The following is a 17,348-nucleotide window of genomic DNA, read 5'->3' as shown; positions in this document are numbered from 1 at the left end:
GCGGTGACGGCTCCGGTCCGGAGCGCCGCCCCGGGTGACCAGCGATCTCGCGGGACGGGACCGCACCCCGGATGCGAAAGAGGTCTCGACTCACATGGTTCAGCAACTCGACGGGCTCGCGTCGGACGAGAACCCGCCGCACACTGCCGGGGGTTCGGGAGTTCGCCGGTGGCTGGCGCTGGTCGTCCTGATGCTCGCCCAGTTCACCGTCTGGCTCGACAACACCATCCTGAACGTCGCGCTCAACACCCTCGCGTCCCCGACCGAGGGACTCGCGGCCACGACCAACGAACTCCAGTGGAGCATCAGCTCCTACACCTTGATCTTCGCGGTCCTGCTGTTCACCGGCGGTGCCCTGGGCGACCGCTACGGGCACCGCCGGCTGCTGGTGATCGGCATGGCGCTGTTCGGCGCCGCCTCGCTCTGGGCCGGCATGTCGACCGGCGTCACCGAGCTGATCGTCGCGCGCGGCGCGATGGGGGTGGGCAGTGCGCTGATCATGCCCGCCACGTTGTCACTGATCTCCGTGGTCTTCAGTGAGCGCGAGCGCCCGATGGCCATCGCGATCTGGTCCGGCGCCAGCGGGCTCGCCATCGCGGCCGGCCCTCTGGTCGGCGGCGCACTGCTGGAGCGGTTCTGGTGGGGTTCCGTCTTCGTGGTGAATCTGCCCATCGTCGGAGCCGCGCTGCTCGGCGTGATGTTCCTCCTGCCCGCGGCCAGGAGCGCGAACCGCGTCAAGCTCGACCCGCTCGGCGTGCTCATGTCGACCCTGGGTCTGCTGGCTCTGGTCTACGGACTGATCGAAGGCGGCCACCGCAACGAGTGGACCAGCCCGGCCGTGCTGGGCTCCCTGGTCGGCGGTCTGCTGGTGCTGGTGGTGTTCGTACGGGTCGAACTGCGGGTGCAGAATCCGAGTTTTGATGTGCGGCTCTTTCACAGCAGCAAGTTCACGGGTGCCAGCGTCGCGGTGATGCTCACCTTCTTCAGCCTCAGCGGCTCCATGTTCTACACGTCCTTCTACCTGCAGGGGGTGCTGGAGCAGACGCCGTTCGAGGCAGGGCTGAACCTGATCCCCGTGGCCGTCGGAGTGCTGCTGGGCGCACCCGTCTCGGCGGCCCTGGTCCGCAAGCTGGGGGTCGGCCCCGTGGTGGCCACGGCGATGCTGATCGCGGCAGCCACCTTCCTCGCCTACACGCGGCTCGACCTGACGACCGGGATGCCGTGGTTCTGGCTGCTCCTGGCGGTGCAGGGGGTGGCGATGGGCTCGGCCGTCGCCCCCACCACGGAAGCCATCATGTCGGTACTGCCGCCCGACCGCACCGGGGCCGGATCGGCGGTCAACAACTCCATGCGCCAGCTCGGCGGGGTGCTCGGCGTCGCGATCCTGGGATCCCTGCTCAGCAGCGCGTACGCGGCCGATGTGGCGCCCGACCTGGCCGGTCTCCCCGCACCGGTGAAAGAGGTGGCGGAGCAGTCCGCCGAGGCCACACGCCAGGTCGCCGCGGATGCCTCGCTGCCTCACCTGGTGGACGCGGCGAACGAGAGCTTCCTGCATGCCATGCACCTGACCTCGATCGTGGGGGCGGGCGTCGCGGTCGTCGGAGCCGTCGTCATCTGGCTCTCCTTCCGCCGGAAGCACGCCTGATCCCCTGCGGGCCGGTCGTCGGCCGGAGTCAGGAACTCCGGCCCGGTCACCGGCTGTTGGCAGGAAGCGGCCACACCCCGGGACTCCGGGCGCGCTCCGTGCTACTGCTGGGTAATCAGAAAGCTACCTGTCGGTAGGGCGTTGCGCGGGCAGCGCTCCGAGGCGTCGGAGGAATCATGGGGCACTACAAGTCCAACCTGCGCGATCTGGAGTTCAACCTCTTCGAGGTGTTCGGCGCGGACCAGCGGTACGGGGTCGGACGCTTCGCCGGCATGGACCAGGAAACCGCGCGGAGCGTACTGTCCGAGGTGGAGCGGATGGCGGTCGGTGAGCTGGCCGACTCGCTGATCGACGCGGACCGTACTCCGCCGGCCTTCGACCCGGAGACCGGCTCCGTCACCCTTCCCGAGAGCTTCAAGAAGGCCTTCAGGACCTTCCTCGACGCCGAGTGGTGGCGGCTGGGCCTGGCGGAGGAGCTGGGAGGGGCGCCCTGTCCGCCGTCGCTGTTCTGGTCGATGGGGGAGCTGGTCCTCGGCGCCAATCCGGCGCTCTGGATGTACACCGGCTTCCCGTCCTTCGCCTCGGTGATCCACCGGACGGGCACCGAGGAGCAGCGGAAGATCGCCCGGCGGATGGTGGAGGGACGCTGGGGCGCCACCATGGTCCTCACCGAGCCGGACGCCGGATCGGACGTCGGCGCCGCCCGTACGACGGCACGCCGGCAGAGCGACGGATCGTGGCACCTGGAGGGCGTCAAGCGCTTCATCACCGGTGGTGAGCACGATCTCGCGGAGAACATCATGCACTTCGTCCTGGCCCGCCCCGAGGGGGCCGGTACGGGGACCAAGGGGCTCTCGCTCTTCCTGGTGCCGAAGTTCGACTTCGACTGGGACACCGGCGAGCTCGGTGAGCGCAACGGCGTGTACGCCACCAACGTCGAGCACAAGATGGGGCTGAAGGCCTCCACCACCTGTGAACTGACCTTCGGCGCCAACCGTCCGGCCAGGGGCTGGCAGCTCGGTGAGCGGCATGACGGCATCCGCCAGATGTTCACGATCATCGAGTTCGCCCGGATGCTGGTCGGGACGAAGGCCATCGCCACGCTGTCGACCGGGTATCTCAACGCTCTCGACTACGCCAAGTCCAGGGTGCAGGGCCCGGATCTGGCCGCGTTCGCCGACAAGGACTCGCCCCGCGTCCCGATCACGCACCACCCGGACGTCCGGCGCTCGCTGCTGGGTCAGAAGGCGTACGCCGAGGGCATGCGTGCCCTGGTGCTCCACACCGCCACCGTTCAGGACCGGATCGCCGAGGCCGAGCACCGGGGCGAGCCCACCGAGGACCTGCTGCGCCTGAACGACCTGCTGCTGCCGATCGTCAAGGGCTACGGCTCGGAGAAGTCGTACGACCAGTTGACGGAGTGCCTCCAGACCCTCGGGGGCTCGGGCTATCTCCAGGACTACCCCATCGAGCAGTACATCCGGGATGCCAAGATCGACAGCCTCTACGAGGGAACCACCGCCATCCAGGGCATGGACTTCTTCTTCCGCAAGATCGTGAAGAACTCGGGTCAGGCCTTCTCCGTACTCACCGAGGAAATACGGGAGTTCCTCCGGAGGACGCCCGGCGGTGCGGAGTTCGATGCCGAACGCGAGCTGCTGGCCGCCGCGCTGGAGAGCCTCGAAGGGATGCTCGGCGTGATGCTGGGGCAGCTCGCCGAGGCCGAGGCGGACCCTCGCAGCATGCACAAGGTGGGGCAGAACACCACCACGCTGCTCTTCGTCGCCGGGGACGTCGTCGTGGCGTATCTGCTCCAGCGGCAGGCGGAAGTGGCGCTGCGGAAGCTCCCCGCCGCCTCGGCCAAGGATCGGCCCTTCTATCAGGGCAAGGTCGCCGCGGCGAAGTTCTTCGCCCGTAACGTCCTGCCGCTGGTCCCGCCGCGGCGGGTGATCGTGGAGAAGGCCGACCTCTTCCTGATGGAACTCCCGGAAACGGCGTTCTGAGAGGCCGCACGCTGCCTCGACGCGCCGCTCCCCCTCCCGTCACGATCCGGTCTCGGACGCGGGAGGGGGGCTTGTTTTTGGCCATGTAATCGATTCCAATCATCCGTGTAATCGATTCCATGGCGTCGAGCCGCCAGTCCACGACTGGTCGGCGCAGTGGTTTCGAGGTGTACGGAAACCACAAGGAGGTGGTCCGGACATGGCGGGCATCAAGGATGTCGCGGCCGAGGCGGGTGTGTCCGTCGCCACGGTGTCGCGCGTGCTGAACAGCCATCCGTCCGTCAGCGAAGAGGCGCGTACCCGTGTCCTCGCCGCCGTCGAGGCGCTCGGCTACCGGCCCAACGCGGTCGCCCGCTCGCTGCGCACCGCGCAGACCCGCACGCTCGGCCTGGTCATCAGCGATGTGCTCAACCCGTACTTCACCGAGCTGGCCCGCTTCGTCGAGGAGGAGGCCCGCGCACTCGGCTACAGCGTCATCATCGGCAACGCCGACGAGCGGCCCGAGCTCCAGGACCACCACATCCGCACGCTCATCGACCGCAGGATCGACGGGCTCCTCGTCTCGCCCGCCGACGGAGGCTCCCCGCTGCTGCGGGACGTCGCCCTCGGCGGCACCCCGATGGTCTTCGCCGACCGCTGGATCCCCGGCATCGACGTCCCCGTCGTCCGGGCCGACGGTACGGGCGCGGTCAAGGATCTCGTCGCGCATCTGCACGGCCTCGGTCACCGCCGGCTCGCCATCATCGCCGGGCCCGCCGCCACCACCACCGGCAACGAGCGCGTCGAGGCCTTCCGGGACGCGATGCGCGAGCTCGGGCTCGCCCTGCCCGACGCCTACATCGGGCAGGGCGACTTCCAGGCGGCCAGCGGTCGCCGGGCCACCGAGCGCTTCCTCGCGCTGGCCGAGCCGCCCGAGGTCGTGTTCGCCGCGGACAACCTGATGGCGCTCGGCGCGCTGGACGCGATCCGGGCCCGAGGGCTGCGGGTCCCCGACGACATCGCGCTCGCCGCCTTCGACGACATCCCGTGGTTCGTCCACACGGACCCGCCGATCACCGCCATCGCCCAGCCGACCGCCGACCTCGCGCGGGCCGCCGTGCGCGCGCTGGCCGACCGGATCGAAGGACGGACCCCGCAGTCCGTCACCCTGCCCGCCCGCCTCGTCGTACGCCGCTCGTGCGGCGGGGCCGCATCGAACCAGAGGAGCGACCGGTGACCGCACCGGAAAAGCCACGGGTGACCGCACCGGACGAGCTGCTGCGCATCGAGGGTCTGCGCAAGACCTTCCCCGGCGTGGTGGCGCTCGACAACGTCGACTTCGACCTCCGCAGAGGCGAAGTGCATGTCCTGCTCGGCGAGAACGGCGCGGGAAAGAGCACCCTCATCAAGATGCTCTCCGGCGCCTACCGCCCCGACCACGGCCGCATCCTGGCCGAAGGACGCGAGGTCCGCATCGACGGCGCGCAGGACGCCGAGCGGCTCGGGATCGCCACCATCTACCAGGAATTCAACCTCGTACCCGACCTCACCGTCGCCGAGAACATCTTCCTGGGCCGCCAGCCGCGCCGCTACGGGCTCGTCGACCACCGCCGGATGCGCGAGGACGCGGCAGAGCTGCTGCGCCGGGTCGGCGTCAACGTGCGACCCGACGCCAAGGTCCGTGAACTGGGCATCGCCCGGCTCCAGATGGTGGAGATCGCCAAGGCACTCAGCCTGGAGGCCCGCGTCCTGATCATGGACGAGCCGACCGCCGTGCTCACCTCCGAGGAGGTCGACAAACTCTTCGCGATCGTCCGCCAACTGCGCGAGGACGGCGTCGGGATCGTCTTCATCACCCACCACCTGGAGGAGATCGCCGCACTCGGCGACCGCGTCACCGTCCTCCGCGACGGCCGCAGCATCGTCCAGGTCCCCGCGTCGACCCCCGAGGACGAACTCGTCCAGCTCATGGTGGGCCGCAGCATCGAGCAGCAGTACCCGCGCGAACGGCCCGACTCCTCCGACACCGGGGACGCGTTGCTGTCGGTGCGCGGGCTCACCCGTAACGGCGTCTTCCACGACATCAGCTTCGACGTGCACGCCGGCGAGGTCGTCGGCCTCGCCGGACTCGTCGGCGCCGGGCGCACGGAGGTGGCGCGCGCCGTCTTCGGGGCCGACCCGTACGACGCGGGCACCGTCGACGTACGCGGCGAGCGCCTGGTCCGGCACGACGTGCCCGCCGCCATGGGCGCCGGGATCGGACTCGTACCGGAGGACCGCAAGGGCCAGGGACTGGTCCTCGACGCCTCCGTGCAGGAGAACCTGGGCCTGGTCACCCTGCGCTCCGCGACCCGCTCCGGGCTCGTGGACCTCAAGGGGCAGCGCACGGCCGCCGCCCGCATCGCCCAGCAGCTCGGCGTCCGCATGTCCGGCCTCGGCCAGCATGTGCGCACCCTCTCCGGCGGCAACCAGCAGAAGGTCGTCATCGGCAAGTGGCTGCTGGCCGACACCCGGGTCCTCATCCTCGACGAGCCCACCCGGGGCATCGACGTCGGCGCCAAGGTCGAGATCTACCAGCTCATCAACGAGCTGACCGCCTCCGGGCACGCGGTCCTGATGATCTCCAGCGATCTGCCGGAGGTCCTCGGCATGAGCGACCGGGTGCTCGTCATGGCCCAGGGCCGGGTCGCCGGGGAACTCCCCGCGGACGAGGCCACCCAGGACGCCGTCATGGCCCTCGCCGTCGGCACCCCGGCCGCGGCTCGGGGCCCCGCCCCCACCGCCGTACCGACGTCCACCGAACACCCCGCACCGAAGAAGGAAGAGGAGGGCCCCCGTGGCCACTGAGACAGCCAAGAGTGACGCGGGAACGGGCGGCGGAGTCTCCGTGATACGCCGCGTCCTGCTCGACAACGGCGCGCTCAGCGCCCTGGTCGTCCTGGTGGTGGCGATGTCGCTGCTCTCCGGCGACTTCCTGACCACCCAGAACCTGCTGAACGTCGGCGTCCAGGCGGCCGTCACCGCCATCCTCGCGTTCGGCGTCACCTTCGTCATCGTCTCGGCGGGCATCGACCTGTCCGTCGGTTCGGTGGCGGCCCTGTCCGCGACGGTCCTCGCCTGGTCGGCGACATCCGCCGGCGTGCCGGTCGTCCTGGCCGTCGTCCTCGCGATTCTCACGGGCATCGCCTGCGGCTTCGTGAACGGCGCCCTCATCTCGTACGGCAAACTCCCGCCGTTCATCGCGACGTTGGCGATGCTCTCGATCGCCCGCGGTCTCTCCCTCGTCATCTCGCAGGGCAGCCCGATCGCCTTCCCCGACTCCGTCTCGGTGCTCGGCGACACCCTCGGCGGGTGGCTCCCCGTACCGGTCCTCGTGATGATCGCGATGGGCCTGATCACCGCACTGGTCCTCGGCCGCACCTTCATCGGCCGCTCGATGTACGCGATCGGCGGCAACGAGGAAGCGGCCCGGCTCTCCGGGCTCCGCGTCAAGCGCCAGAAGATCGTCATCTACGCGCTGTCCGGCCTCTTCGCCGCCGTCGCGGGCATCGTCCTGGCCTCGCGCCTCGTCTCCGCCCAGCCGCAGGCCGCCCAGGGGTACGAACTCGACGCCATCGCCGCGGTCGTCATCGGCGGGGCGAGCCTGGCCGGCGGTGTCGGCAAGGCGTCCGGCACCCTGATCGGCGCGCTCATCCTCGCCGTCCTCCGCAACGGTCTCAACCTCCTCTCCGTGTCGGCGTTCTGGCAGCAGGTCGTCATCGGCGTCGTCATCGCGCTCGCCGTCCTGCTGGACACCCTGCGCCGCAAGGCCGGTTCGGGAGCGGCCTCCTCGGCGGGCACCGCCCCCGGCACACCGGGGGCCGGCCGCAGGAACGCGCTGAAGCTGGGCGGTGCGGCCCTCTGCGTGGCCGTCGTCGTCGGCGGGGTCTCCTTCTTCAACTCCGGCCGGTCCGGCGGCACGACGAAGGTCGGCATGTCCCTCTCCACGCTCAACAACCCCTTCTTCGTGCAGATGAAGGAAGGAGCACAGGAGGAGGCGGAGAAGGCGGGCATCGACCTCACCGTCACCGACGCCCAGAACGACGCCTCCCAGCAGGCCAACCAGCTCCAGAACTTCACCAGCTCCGGCGTCTCCTCGATCATCGTCAACCCGGTGGACTCGGATGCCGTCGGCCCGGGCGTCCGCAGCGCCAACAAGGCGGACATCCCCGTGATCGCCGCGGACCGGGGCGTCAACAAGGCGGAGACCGCGACGCTCGTCGCCTCGGACAACGTGGCGGGCGGCAGGCTCGCCGCCGACGCGCTGGCCGACAAGCTCGGCGGCAAGGGCAGCATCGTCATCCTCCAGGGCACGGCGGGCACCTCCGCCAGCCGTGAGCGCGGGGCCGGTTTCGCCGAGGGACTCAAGGCGTACCCGGGCATCAAGGTGGTCGCCAAGCAGCCCGCGGACTTCGACCGCACCAAGGGCCTCGACGTCATGACCAACCTCATCCAGTCGCACCCCGGCGTCACCGGCGTCTTCGCCGAGAACGACGAGATGGCGCTCGGCGCGGCCAAGGCACTCGGCAGCAAGGCCGGGAAGTCCGTCTCCGTCATCGGCTTCGACGGAACCCCGGACGGCCTGAAGGCGGTCGAGGCCGGCACGCTCTACGCGTCGGTGGCCCAACAGCCCGCCGAACTGGGCAAGATCGCGGTGCGGAACGCCGTGAAGGCCGCGAAGGACGAGAAGGTCGAGAGCACGGTGAAGGTGCCGGTCAAGGTGGTCACCCGGGAGAACGTCGCCGACTTCTCCTGACCTCCACCAGCTCGTGAACCGGCCGACCTCCACCAGCTCGTGAACCGGCCGACCTCCACCAGGCTCGTGAACCGGCCTGGTGGAACCCGGCTCGTGAACCGGCCTCTCGACCCCGGACCGACGAAAGCAGGAAGCACGCACATGCACGACAACGCCCCCGACGACCGGTACCGGTACGACCTGCTGGTCATCGGGTCGGCCAACGCCGACCTGGTGATCGGCGTCGAGCGCCGCCCCGCGCCCGGCGAGACGGTCCTCGGCTCCGACCTCGCCGTCCACCCCGGCGGCAAGGGCGCCAACCAGTCGCTGGCCGCCGCCCGCCTCGGCGCCAGGACCGCGCTCCTCGCCCGGGTCGGCGACGACGACCACGGACGCCTCCTGCTGGAGACCCAGCGCGCGGCGGGCGTGGACACGGGCGGCGTCCTGGTGGGCGGGGCCCCCACGGGGGTCGCCCTGATCACCGTCGACCCCTCGGGCGACAACAGCATCGTGGTCTCCCCGGGAGCCAACGGCCGTCTCACGCCCGAGGACGTCCGGGCGGCGGCCCCGCTGCTGGCCGCCGCCCGGGTCATCTCCGTACAGCTGGAGATCCCGCTCGACACGGTGGCCGAGACGGTACGCGGCCGGGGGCCGGAGACCCGGCTCGTCCTCAACCCGTCCCCGCCCGCCCCGCTCCCCGAGGAGGTGCTCGCCGCCTGCGATCCGCTGGTGGTCAACGAGCACGAGGCGCGGTACATCCTCGGCGACGGGGCGGGGGAGTCCCCGCACGACTGGGCGCCGGCCCTGCTCGCGCTCGGCCCGCGGTCGGTCGTCATCACCCTGGGCGCGGCCGGGGCCCTGGTGGCGGACAGCCGGACGGAATCCCTGGACCACCTGGTCAGCCCGAAGGTCGAGGCCCTCGACACGACCGGCGCCGGGGACGCGTTCACGGCGGCCCTGGCCTTGCGTCTGGGCCGTGGCGACGAACTGCGGGAGGCGGCGGCCTTCGCGGTCAGGGTGGGCGCGGCGGCGGTCACGGCGCGGGGGGCGCAGGAGTCGTTCCCGACGCTGGAGGAGGTCGACGCCCTGTGAAGAAGTCGGGCATCCTCAACCGCCACCTGGCGGGCGCGATCGCCGAACTCGGCCATGGCGACGGCGTCCTGGTCTGCGACGCCGGCATGCCGATCCCACCCGGCCCCCGCGTGGTCGACCTGGCCTTCCGCGCCGGGACCCCGTCGTTCGCCGAAGTCCTGGACGGCCTGCTCGACGAGCTGGTCGTGGAGGGCGCGACGGCCGCCCAGGAGATCCGTGACGCCAACCCGGAGGCCGCGGCGCTCCTGGACGGTCATTTCCCCTGGCTGGAAGTGGTCCCGCACGACGAGCTCAAGGCGCTCACGGCGGCGGCCCGTCTGGTCGTCCGGACGGGGGAGGCCCGGCCGTACGCGAACGTCCTGCTGAGGTGCGGGGTCTTCTTCTGAGCGAGGGCGCGTCCCGGACCCGCAGCAGGACGCGGTGCGGGTCCGGGACGTCGCCGTACGCGGGGCGATGCGCGGCGGCTCCCGGCCCGGGAAACCGTTCTCAGCCGGCTCTGCCGGGGGCGAGTCCGCAGGTGCCGGACCTCTTCGCCCCGTCCTGTCCCGTCAGCGTCACGACCCCCCGGCCGTCGGTGGCCTCGTTGTAGGCGATCGTGCAGGTCAACTGATGCAGGGCCGTGGCGTTCAGCCCCTGAAGGGCCAGGGGCAGGCGAACCGCGGTCGCGGTCCCGCCGTCCGACGAGACCTCGACCGCCACGGTCGCACCCTCGCGGACAGCGGGAAGCGCCGTGGTCAGACCGGCGGCCCGGTCCGTCTTTCCAGGGCCCGAGAGCAGCGCCAGGACGACCTCCTCCGTGGGCGCGGGGCCCGCCGGTCCCGTGGGGTCGCGGTCGCCGGAGCCCGGCTCCACGTACTCGTCGCCGAACCCGGCCGAGGGCCTGACCGCCCGGATCACGGGACTCAACCCGCCGTCGGGGGTACGGAAGAAGAGCAGCACGTCGTCGTCACGGTTGAGGAAGGCATCGACGGTCGCGGGTCCGCCCGCCTCGATGACATCGGACGCCTGGATCCCGCAGCCGCCGACCAGGGACGCGCCGACCGTGACGAGGGGGCCCACCACGAGTCCGCGCCACCACGCACGCCTCATCTGCCGGCCTCCTCGACCCGGAGCGGTATCTCGACGGTGAAGACGGCACCGCCGCCGGGCAGGTTCCCCGCGCGGACCGTCCCGCCGTGCAGACGCACGTTCTCCAGGGTGATCGCCAGCCCCAGGCCGCTGCCCGGCGATCGGGTACGGGCCGCGTCGGCCTTGTAGAAGCGGTCGAAGATGTGCGGGAGCGAGGCCGAGGGGATGCCGGGGCCGCTGTCCGCGACCTCGGTGATGAGCACCTGCGTGCCGGAGGAGCTCGCCTCGGTGCGCAGGCGCACCGTGACGGGCGCGCCACCGTGCCGCAGGGCGTTGCCGACGAGGTTGGCGACCACGATGTCGTAGCGGCGCGGGTCGAGCCGGGCCCGGATACCGGTGGGGAGCTCGACGTGGATCCGGTCGTCGTTCGACCAGCGCCGGGTCTGGAGGGACTTGCGGATGGCCTCGGAGACGTCGATCTCGTCGGAGTTCAACTCGGCGGCGCGGGCGTCGAAGCGGGATATCTCCATCAGGTCCTCGACGAGTACGGCGAGCTTTCCGGTCTCCGCGCTGACCAGCCGGACCGCCTGGGCGGTGTCTGCGTCCAGACGGTCCGCGTCCTCATCGAGGACCTCGGTGACGGCGAGCATCCCGGCCAGGGGGGTGCGCAGTTCGTGCGAGACGTCGGAGGCGAAGCGGCGCGCCCGTGCCTCGGCGTCGCGCAGTTCGCCGACGGACCGCTCCAGTTGTCCCGCCGATGCGTTGAAGGTGTCCGCCAGGTCGGCCAGTTCGTCATTGCCGCGTACCGGGATCCGGGTGTCGAGCCTGCCGTTGCCCATGCTCCTGGCCGCGCGGCGCAGCTCCCGCACCGGACGCAGCACACTGCGCGCGGCGATCAGGCCGGGTACGAGCGCGATGGCGAGGCCGGGCAGGGCGCCGTTCCGGGCGGCGACGAGCAGGGCGTCGACGTTGACCTGCTCGTCGGTCATCCGCATGACGGCGTACAGGACGAGTCCGGTGGGCAGCACGCTGTCCGGGCCGGTCCTGAAGACCGTGGGCATGCCGATGGTCAGGTACGGGACGCCGTCCCTGACGACCCGCTCGAAGCTCCCGTACCGGTCGGCCGTCGCGGCCCGCCGCAGCTCGGGGGTGATGACGGTGGAGACCGGGTTCTCGCCCGAGGACGCGAGGAGCGAACCGTACTCGGCGAACACCACCCAGGGGCGCGGTTTGCCCGTGCGGGCGAGGTCGCGCAGGACTTCCTCCAGCCCCTCCTCCTGAATGGGCAGCCCCCAGCCCGTCCGCTGGACCTGGTCGCGGAACGTCGAGACCGCCGTGTCCTGTGCGGTCTTCAGCAGCGCGTTGCGGGCCTCGCGGTAGGTCAGCGCGGACGTCGTGCCGGCGCTGACCACGGCGACCAGCAGGAAGGCGGCCAGCAGTCGGGTACGCAGGCCGAACGCCCTGGCCCGCGAGCGCCCGCGGGTGCTCGCGGACGAACCCGCGCCGTCCTGTCCCTCGTTCCCGCCACTGCGCGGGCGGCCGGGCCGGGGGACGGTGATCACAGCGGTCCGAAGCGGTAGCCGAAGCCCCGCAGCGTCTGGACGTAACGCGGGCTGCCGACCTCGTTCTCGATCTTGCCGCGCAGCCGGGCGACACAGGCGTCGACCAGCCGGCCGTCGGCGTGGAAGGTGTGCTCCCAGACGTTCTCCAGGAGCTGCTGCCTGCTGAACACCTGCTCGGGGGCGGCGGACAGGTGCAGGAGCAGCCTGAGCTCCGAGGGAGCGAGCGTCAGAAGCCGGCCCGCTCTGGAGACGGTCAGACCGACCCGGTCGATGGTGAGGTCGCCGTAGACCTCGATGGCCGGGCGGCCCGAGGAGCCGTCGTCCATGCGGCGCAGCACGGCCCGGATCCGGGCGTCGATCACCTCGGGCCGGGCGGGTTTGACGATGTAGTCGTCGGCGCCGGCCTCCAGGCCGATGACCACGTCGAAGTCGTCGCCGCGCGCGGTGAGCATGATGATCGGCAGCTGGCTGTGCTCGCGGACCTGCCGGCAGACCTGGACGCCGGTCATTCCGGGCAGCATCAGGTCCAGCAGCAGGAGGTCGGGGCGGAATTCGGCCAGTGCGGCGAGGCCGTCCTCGCCGGTCTCGGCTGCTCGTACGTCGTGGCCGCGGCGGCGCAGACCGAGCTGGACCCCCTCGCGTACGAAGGGGTCGTCCTCGACGAGGAGCACGCGGGGCATCGGTTGTTCTCCCTCGATGATGGCGATGGCGATGGCGATGGCGATGGCGATGGCGATGGTGGTGGTGGTGGTGGTCAGGTCCGGCTCCGGACCCGGGTCCGGGTCCGGGTCCGCCGACTGCGTACACGCAGGAGCAGCGCGTTCAGTTCGGCGAGCCGCAGCGGACGGGCGAGCAGGGCGAAGGTGAGGACGACGGCGGCCGCGCCGGCGACGGCGGCGGCCAGGGCTCCCGCCCGTGCCGCGCCGAGGGCCGCGAGGTGGCCGAGGGCGGTGGCGGGGACGGCGGCGAGCAGCAGGCGTGCGTGGGCGGCCGCGGAGGACGACCGCCGCAGGGGGCGTACGACGTCGAGCCGACGGCTCAGCACCCTGCCGGTCAGTGCCCAGCCCGCGCACAGAGCCAGTGAGTAGGCCGCTGCCATGCCCGTGACGGCCCAGCGTGCCGGCAGCACGTACGCGGCGGCCAGGGACAGGCCCGCGTTGAGGACGACGATCACCAGGTTGAGCAGGAACGGCGTGCGGGTGTCGGAGAGCGCGTAGAAGGCGCGGGACAGGACGTACTGGCCCGACAGGGCGATCAGTCCCGGTGCGAAGGCCATCAGGATTCCGGCCAGGGCGGCCGTGTCGGCGGCGCTGGTCCTGCCGTATCCGAAGACGAGGGACGTCACCGGCCCGGCGAGGGCGAGCAGCGCGCAGGCGGCGGGTACGACGGCGGCCGCGCAGACCCGCAGGGCGTGGGAGACGTCGTGCCGCAGACCGGTGGTGTCCCCGTCGGCCGCCGCCGCACTCATCCGTGGCAGGAGCGCGGTCATCACGGACACGGTGATGACGCCGTGCGGTACGACCCACAGGGCGTAGGCGTTGTTGTAGGCGCCGAATCCGGGCCCACCGTCGAGGCCGGCGTTCGTGGCGAGCCGCGTGGTGACCCAGTAGGCGGCCTGGTTCGCGAGGACCAGCAGCACCAGCCAGCCGGCCGCCCGCAGGGGGCGTATCAGTCCGCTGTCACGTCGGGCGAAGCGGGGCCGCCAGCGGAAGCGGGCAGCCCGCAGGGCCGGGAGGAGCGCGAGCGCCTGGACGGCGATACCGGCGGTCGTTCCCCAGCCGAGCAGGGCGGTCCCGGTCGGTGTGAGGGTGTCCCCGCCGCCCAGGGACAGGGCCAGGTACAGGCCGAAGACGGCCATGACGACGATGTTGTTCAGAGCCGGCGCCCACATCATCGCGCCGAACCGGCCCTGTGCGTTGAGTATCTGGCCGAGCAGCGTGAACAGCCCCAGGAAGAAGATCTGGGGCAGGCAGTAGCGGGCCAGCGCGACGGTCATGGCCGCCTGCCGGCCGGTGTAGTCGGTGTACACGTCGACGATCGCGGGAGCGGCCCACACCGCGGCCGCGGTGATGACCAGGAGGGCGACGACGCAGACGGTGACGAGCCGGTCGGTGTACGCGGCCCCCGCGTCGGGGTGTTCCTTCGCGGCCCGGACCAGCTCGGGAACGAAGACGGCGTTCAGCGCGCCGCCCAGCAGCAGCATGTAGACGATGGTGGGCAGGGCGTTGCCGACCGCGTAGCCGTCGGCGCTCGGCCCGATGGTGCCCAGAGCCGCCGCGACCACGGCGGACCGGGCGAAACCGGTGGCGCGGGAGACGACGGATCCCGCGGCCATGACAGCACTGCCGCGCGGAGCGGAGACCGCACCCTCGCCTTCCGGACGGTCCGCGGTGGTGTGCGTCGTCGGGGATGTCTGCTTCATCTTCATCTTCATCTTCATCGGCGGTTCAGGTACGCCTGGAAGGCACGGTGAAGCGCGAGGTTGGCGCTGCCCCCCAATGGCCTCTCCCATTCCCCCAACGTCTCGACGACCTGCCCACCGGTGCCGAGCTTCCACCGCAGCAATCCGTAACCGCGTTCTTCCGGATCGAGAGTGGAGGCTACCCCGCGCATGTCGTAGACGTCCGCCCCCAGCGCGTGGGCATCCAGCAGCATCCGCCATTGCAGGGCGTTGGACGGCCGGACCTCTCGGCGGTGGTCGGCGGAGGCGCCGGTCTGGTACCAGGCGCGACGGCCCACGGTGATCAGCGTGTGGGCGGCCAGGATCTCGCCCCGGTGACGGGCCAGGTACAGCTTCATCCGACCCGGTTCCTCGGCGTTGAGCGCGGCGTACTGGCGCTCGTAGTAGGCGAGCGAGCGGCCGAGGCGGAATCCGTCGCGTCGCTCGGTGATGGCGAGGAGTCGGCAGAACTCGGGAAGGTCCGCCGCACTGCCGACCACCACCTCCACGCCCTCCTTCCGGGCCCGGCGCACGTTGCGTCGCCACTCCTGGTTGAGCCCGGCCCACACGTCGTCCGTGGTGCGTCCGGCGAGCGGCACCCGGAAGACGTGGCGGGGCTGGGCGTCCCCGCCCTGCCCGGACCCGTCGCCACCGCAGCGGCGCCAGCCCCTGACCCGCAGCCGGTCGGCGACGGCGGAGCCGAGGGGGTCGACCTCGCTGGCCAGGACGTCGCCGAGGCGTCGGCCCGGGCCGGTGAGCGGCTTGAGCCGGGCGGCGTCCCAGCGCCGGTAGGCGGGCGACGGGCCGATGCGCACGGCGAAGGCGCCCGCACGGCGCAGGTGCCCCAGGAGCGGATCGAGCCAGTCGTCGACGTCGGGGTCGCTCCAGTCGGCGACGGGCCCTTCGGGGAGGTACGCGAAGTACTTGCGCGTACCGGGGAACGGCCGCAGCAGCACCAGGGCCACACCCGTCAGCCCGCCCGCCTCCGGATCCGGCCCCCAGCCGATCAGTTGGGAGTCCCATCCCTCCTTGACGCCGGCCCAGGACGGGCACTGGAGGAAGCCGGCGCCGAGGGCCCGGCCTTCGGGGGACGCGAGAAAGCCGCGGTAGGTCTCCGGGGTGATGGTTCCCAGGGCCACGGCTCCGTTCCGTGCTCGGGGCACGGGGCTGGACGACGACGGCACGAGCAGCGCTGACACGGTCTGGCCTCTCCTTCTCCCCGGAGCTTTCGCGGGGACGGCTCCCCGGACTCGGTCGCGGGGACGGCTCCCCGGACGTTTCGCGGGGATGCAGAGGATGCTCACAGCGCTTCATGACCGCTCCGACCGGCGAATGTGACCGGACCATGACCGTTCCTCACCAGTCGCCGTCACATCGCTCCACAGCGTCTGACCTCGGCTTTTCCGGCTCTACAGTCGCAGCATCGCCGACTCGTCCGGCTCTCTCGCGGCACCCCCGGAGGTCCTCTTGTCCCGCTCGTCACGTACACCCGTACGTACCCGTGCCCGTACCCGTACCCGCGTCCGGGCAGCCGTCGCGGCCGCCCTGCTGACACCGCTCGCCGCCTGCTCGTCGAGCGCCCCTCCCGGCGCCCCGGTCGCCGAGGTGACGCCGAGCCCCGACGACCGCCCCGTCACGGTCTCCGTCACGCCCGCGGGCAAGCGGGTCCCGGCCGGTGAGCCCGTACGGGTCACGGTCTCGGGCGGCAGCCTCACCTCGGTGACCGTCACCGACGCCGAGGGCCGCCGGCTCGCCGGAAAGGTCGCCGCCGACGGCCGGTCCTGGGTCTCCCACCGCAAGTCCGCACCCGGTACGGCGTACGAGGTGACGGCCGCGACCCGGAGCACCGGCGGAACCGCCCGGAGCGCCCGGGCCGGATTCACCACGGCGAAGGCGGACAAGGTCAACAAGGTCGACTGGAGACCCGGCACCGGCACCACCGTCGGCGTCGCCCAGCCGATCTCCCTGGTATTCGACAACCCGGTCAGGAACCGGGCCGAGGTCGAGAAGCACCTCAGGGTCACCACCTCGAACGACACCGAGGGCTCCTGGGGCTGGATGCGCGACTGGTCGGGCCGGGACCGGGTGGACTGGCGGCCCCGGACGTACTGGAAGCCGGGGACCGAGGTCAGGCTGAAGGCCGAGTTGAACGGCACCGACTCGGGCGCGGACGGCGGCTGGTTCGTACGCGACTACACGACGTCCTTCACCATCGGCGACCGGCAGATCGTCGAGGTCGACCTCGACCGCCACCGGCTCTCCCTCGTACGGGACGGAAGGACGGTCCGCCGGATCCCGGTCTCCGGCGGCACGCCCGGCGGCGACAAACGATCCTGGCGAGGTACCGCCGTGCTCATGGCCAAGGAGGGCACGATCAACATGAACTCCGAGACGGTGGGCCTCGCCGACGCCTACGACAAGATGGTCGACCACTCGATGCGGTTGACCTGGTCGGGCATGTACGCGCACGCCGCCCCGTGGAACGCCCGCCATCTCGGCAGGGCCAACCGCAGTTCCGGGTGCATAGGAATGAGCGACGCGGACGCGGCCTGGTTCTACGGTCAGGTGCGGCCCGGCGACCCGTTCGAGATCACCGGCAAGGACACCAAGGGCGTGGTCGCCCCCGGGAACGGCTTCGGCGCGTGGAACGTCTCGTGGACCGAGTGGCAGAGGATGAGCGCGCTGCGCTGAGACGGGTGCCGGTCGGATGCGTGAGCCGCAACCCCTGCACCCCGGCACCCCGGAACCCCTGAACTGCGGTGCAGGGCCGGCAGCGGGCTGGGTG

Annotated in this window: 13 protein-coding genes; 8 read left to right on the top strand and 5 right to left on the bottom strand. The window is 71.5% G+C overall.

The annotated features are described in order from the left end of the window. The first annotated feature begins 94 nt into the window (after positions 1-94). From N7925_RS04360 to rbsD, 7 genes are all read left to right on the top strand, one after another. Positions 95-1,645, top strand: a complete 1,551-nt coding sequence (locus N7925_RS04360; RefSeq protein WP_274343093.1) for an MFS transporter — start codon at positions 95-97, stop codon at positions 1,643-1,645. A gap of 176 nt (positions 1,646-1,821) precedes the next feature. Beyond that, positions 1,822-3,648 carry an acyl-CoA dehydrogenase gene (locus N7925_RS04355; RefSeq protein WP_274343092.1) on the top strand — a complete coding sequence of 609 codons (1,827 nt, stop codon included), beginning with the start codon at positions 1,822-1,824 and terminating at the stop codon, positions 3,646-3,648. 199 nt (positions 3,649-3,847) lie between these two features. Then, a complete protein-coding gene (locus tag N7925_RS04350) occupies positions 3,848-4,864 on the top strand; it encodes a LacI family DNA-binding transcriptional regulator (RefSeq protein ID WP_265598164.1) in 1,017 nt (338 codons plus the stop codon). Beyond that, positions 4,861-6,474 (top strand): sugar ABC transporter ATP-binding protein, encoded by a 1,614-nt coding sequence (locus tag N7925_RS04345; protein ID WP_274343091.1) that lies wholly within the window; start codon positions 4,861-4,863, stop codon positions 6,472-6,474. The genes N7925_RS04350 and N7925_RS04345 overlap by 4 nt, the downstream gene beginning before the upstream one ends. Then, positions 6,464-8,422, top strand: a complete 1,959-nt coding sequence (locus N7925_RS04340; RefSeq protein WP_274343090.1) for an ABC transporter permease/substrate-binding protein — start codon at positions 6,464-6,466, stop codon at positions 8,420-8,422. The genes N7925_RS04345 and N7925_RS04340 overlap by 11 nt, the downstream gene beginning before the upstream one ends. A 141-nt stretch (positions 8,423-8,563) precedes the next feature. After that, positions 8,564-9,493 (top strand): ribokinase, encoded by a 930-nt coding sequence (locus N7925_RS04335; protein ID WP_274343089.1) that lies wholly within the window; start codon positions 8,564-8,566, stop codon positions 9,491-9,493. Further along, positions 9,490-9,879, top strand: a complete 390-nt coding sequence (rbsD, locus tag N7925_RS04330) for a D-ribose pyranase (protein WP_265598161.1) — start codon at positions 9,490-9,492, stop codon at positions 9,877-9,879. Before N7925_RS04335 ends, rbsD begins: the two co-directional genes overlap by 4 nt. A gap of 100 nt (positions 9,880-9,979) precedes the next feature. On the opposite strand, the gene N7925_RS04325 is transcribed toward rbsD, so the two are convergent. From N7925_RS04325 to N7925_RS04305, 5 genes are all read right to left on the bottom strand, one after another. After that, positions 9,980-10,582 carry a hypothetical protein gene (locus N7925_RS04325; protein ID WP_265598160.1) on the bottom strand — a complete coding sequence of 201 codons (603 nt, stop codon included), beginning with the start codon at positions 10,580-10,582 and terminating at the stop codon, positions 9,980-9,982. Further along, positions 10,579-12,123, bottom strand: coding sequence for a sensor histidine kinase (locus tag N7925_RS04320; protein ID WP_274343088.1), 1,545 nt, complete (start codon positions 12,121-12,123; stop codon positions 10,579-10,581). Before N7925_RS04320 ends, N7925_RS04325 begins: the two co-directional genes overlap by 4 nt. Continuing rightward, positions 12,120-12,803 carry a response regulator transcription factor gene (locus N7925_RS04315; RefSeq protein WP_274343087.1) on the bottom strand — a complete coding sequence of 228 codons (684 nt, stop codon included), beginning with the start codon at positions 12,801-12,803 and terminating at the stop codon, positions 12,120-12,122. Before N7925_RS04315 ends, N7925_RS04320 begins: the two co-directional genes overlap by 4 nt. 74 nt (positions 12,804-12,877) lie before the next feature. Beyond that, the gene (gene murJ, locus N7925_RS04310; RefSeq protein WP_443032113.1) at positions 12,878-14,545 is read right to left on the bottom strand and encodes a murein biosynthesis integral membrane protein MurJ; all 1,668 of its coding nucleotides are present in this window, start codon (positions 14,543-14,545) and stop codon (positions 12,878-12,880) included. Positions 14,546-14,559: 14 nt separating this feature from the next. After that, complete coding sequence (locus N7925_RS04305) at positions 14,560-15,762, bottom strand: lipid II:glycine glycyltransferase FemX (protein ID WP_443032112.1); 1,203 nt, start codon at positions 15,760-15,762, stop codon at positions 14,560-14,562. 268 nt (positions 15,763-16,030) lie between these two features. Between N7925_RS04305 and N7925_RS04300 the strand changes: the two genes are divergently transcribed. Beyond that, complete coding sequence (locus tag N7925_RS04300; RefSeq protein ID WP_274343085.1) at positions 16,031-17,254, top strand: L,D-transpeptidase; 1,224 nt, start codon at positions 16,031-16,033, stop codon at positions 17,252-17,254. Positions 17,255-17,348 lie beyond the last annotated feature (94 nt).

The organism is Streptomyces sp. CA-278952, from assembly GCF_028747205.1.
GTDB lineage: Bacteria > Actinomycetota > Actinomycetes > Streptomycetales > Streptomycetaceae > Streptomyces.
This window is presented reverse-complemented; position numbering and strand designations above follow the sequence as displayed.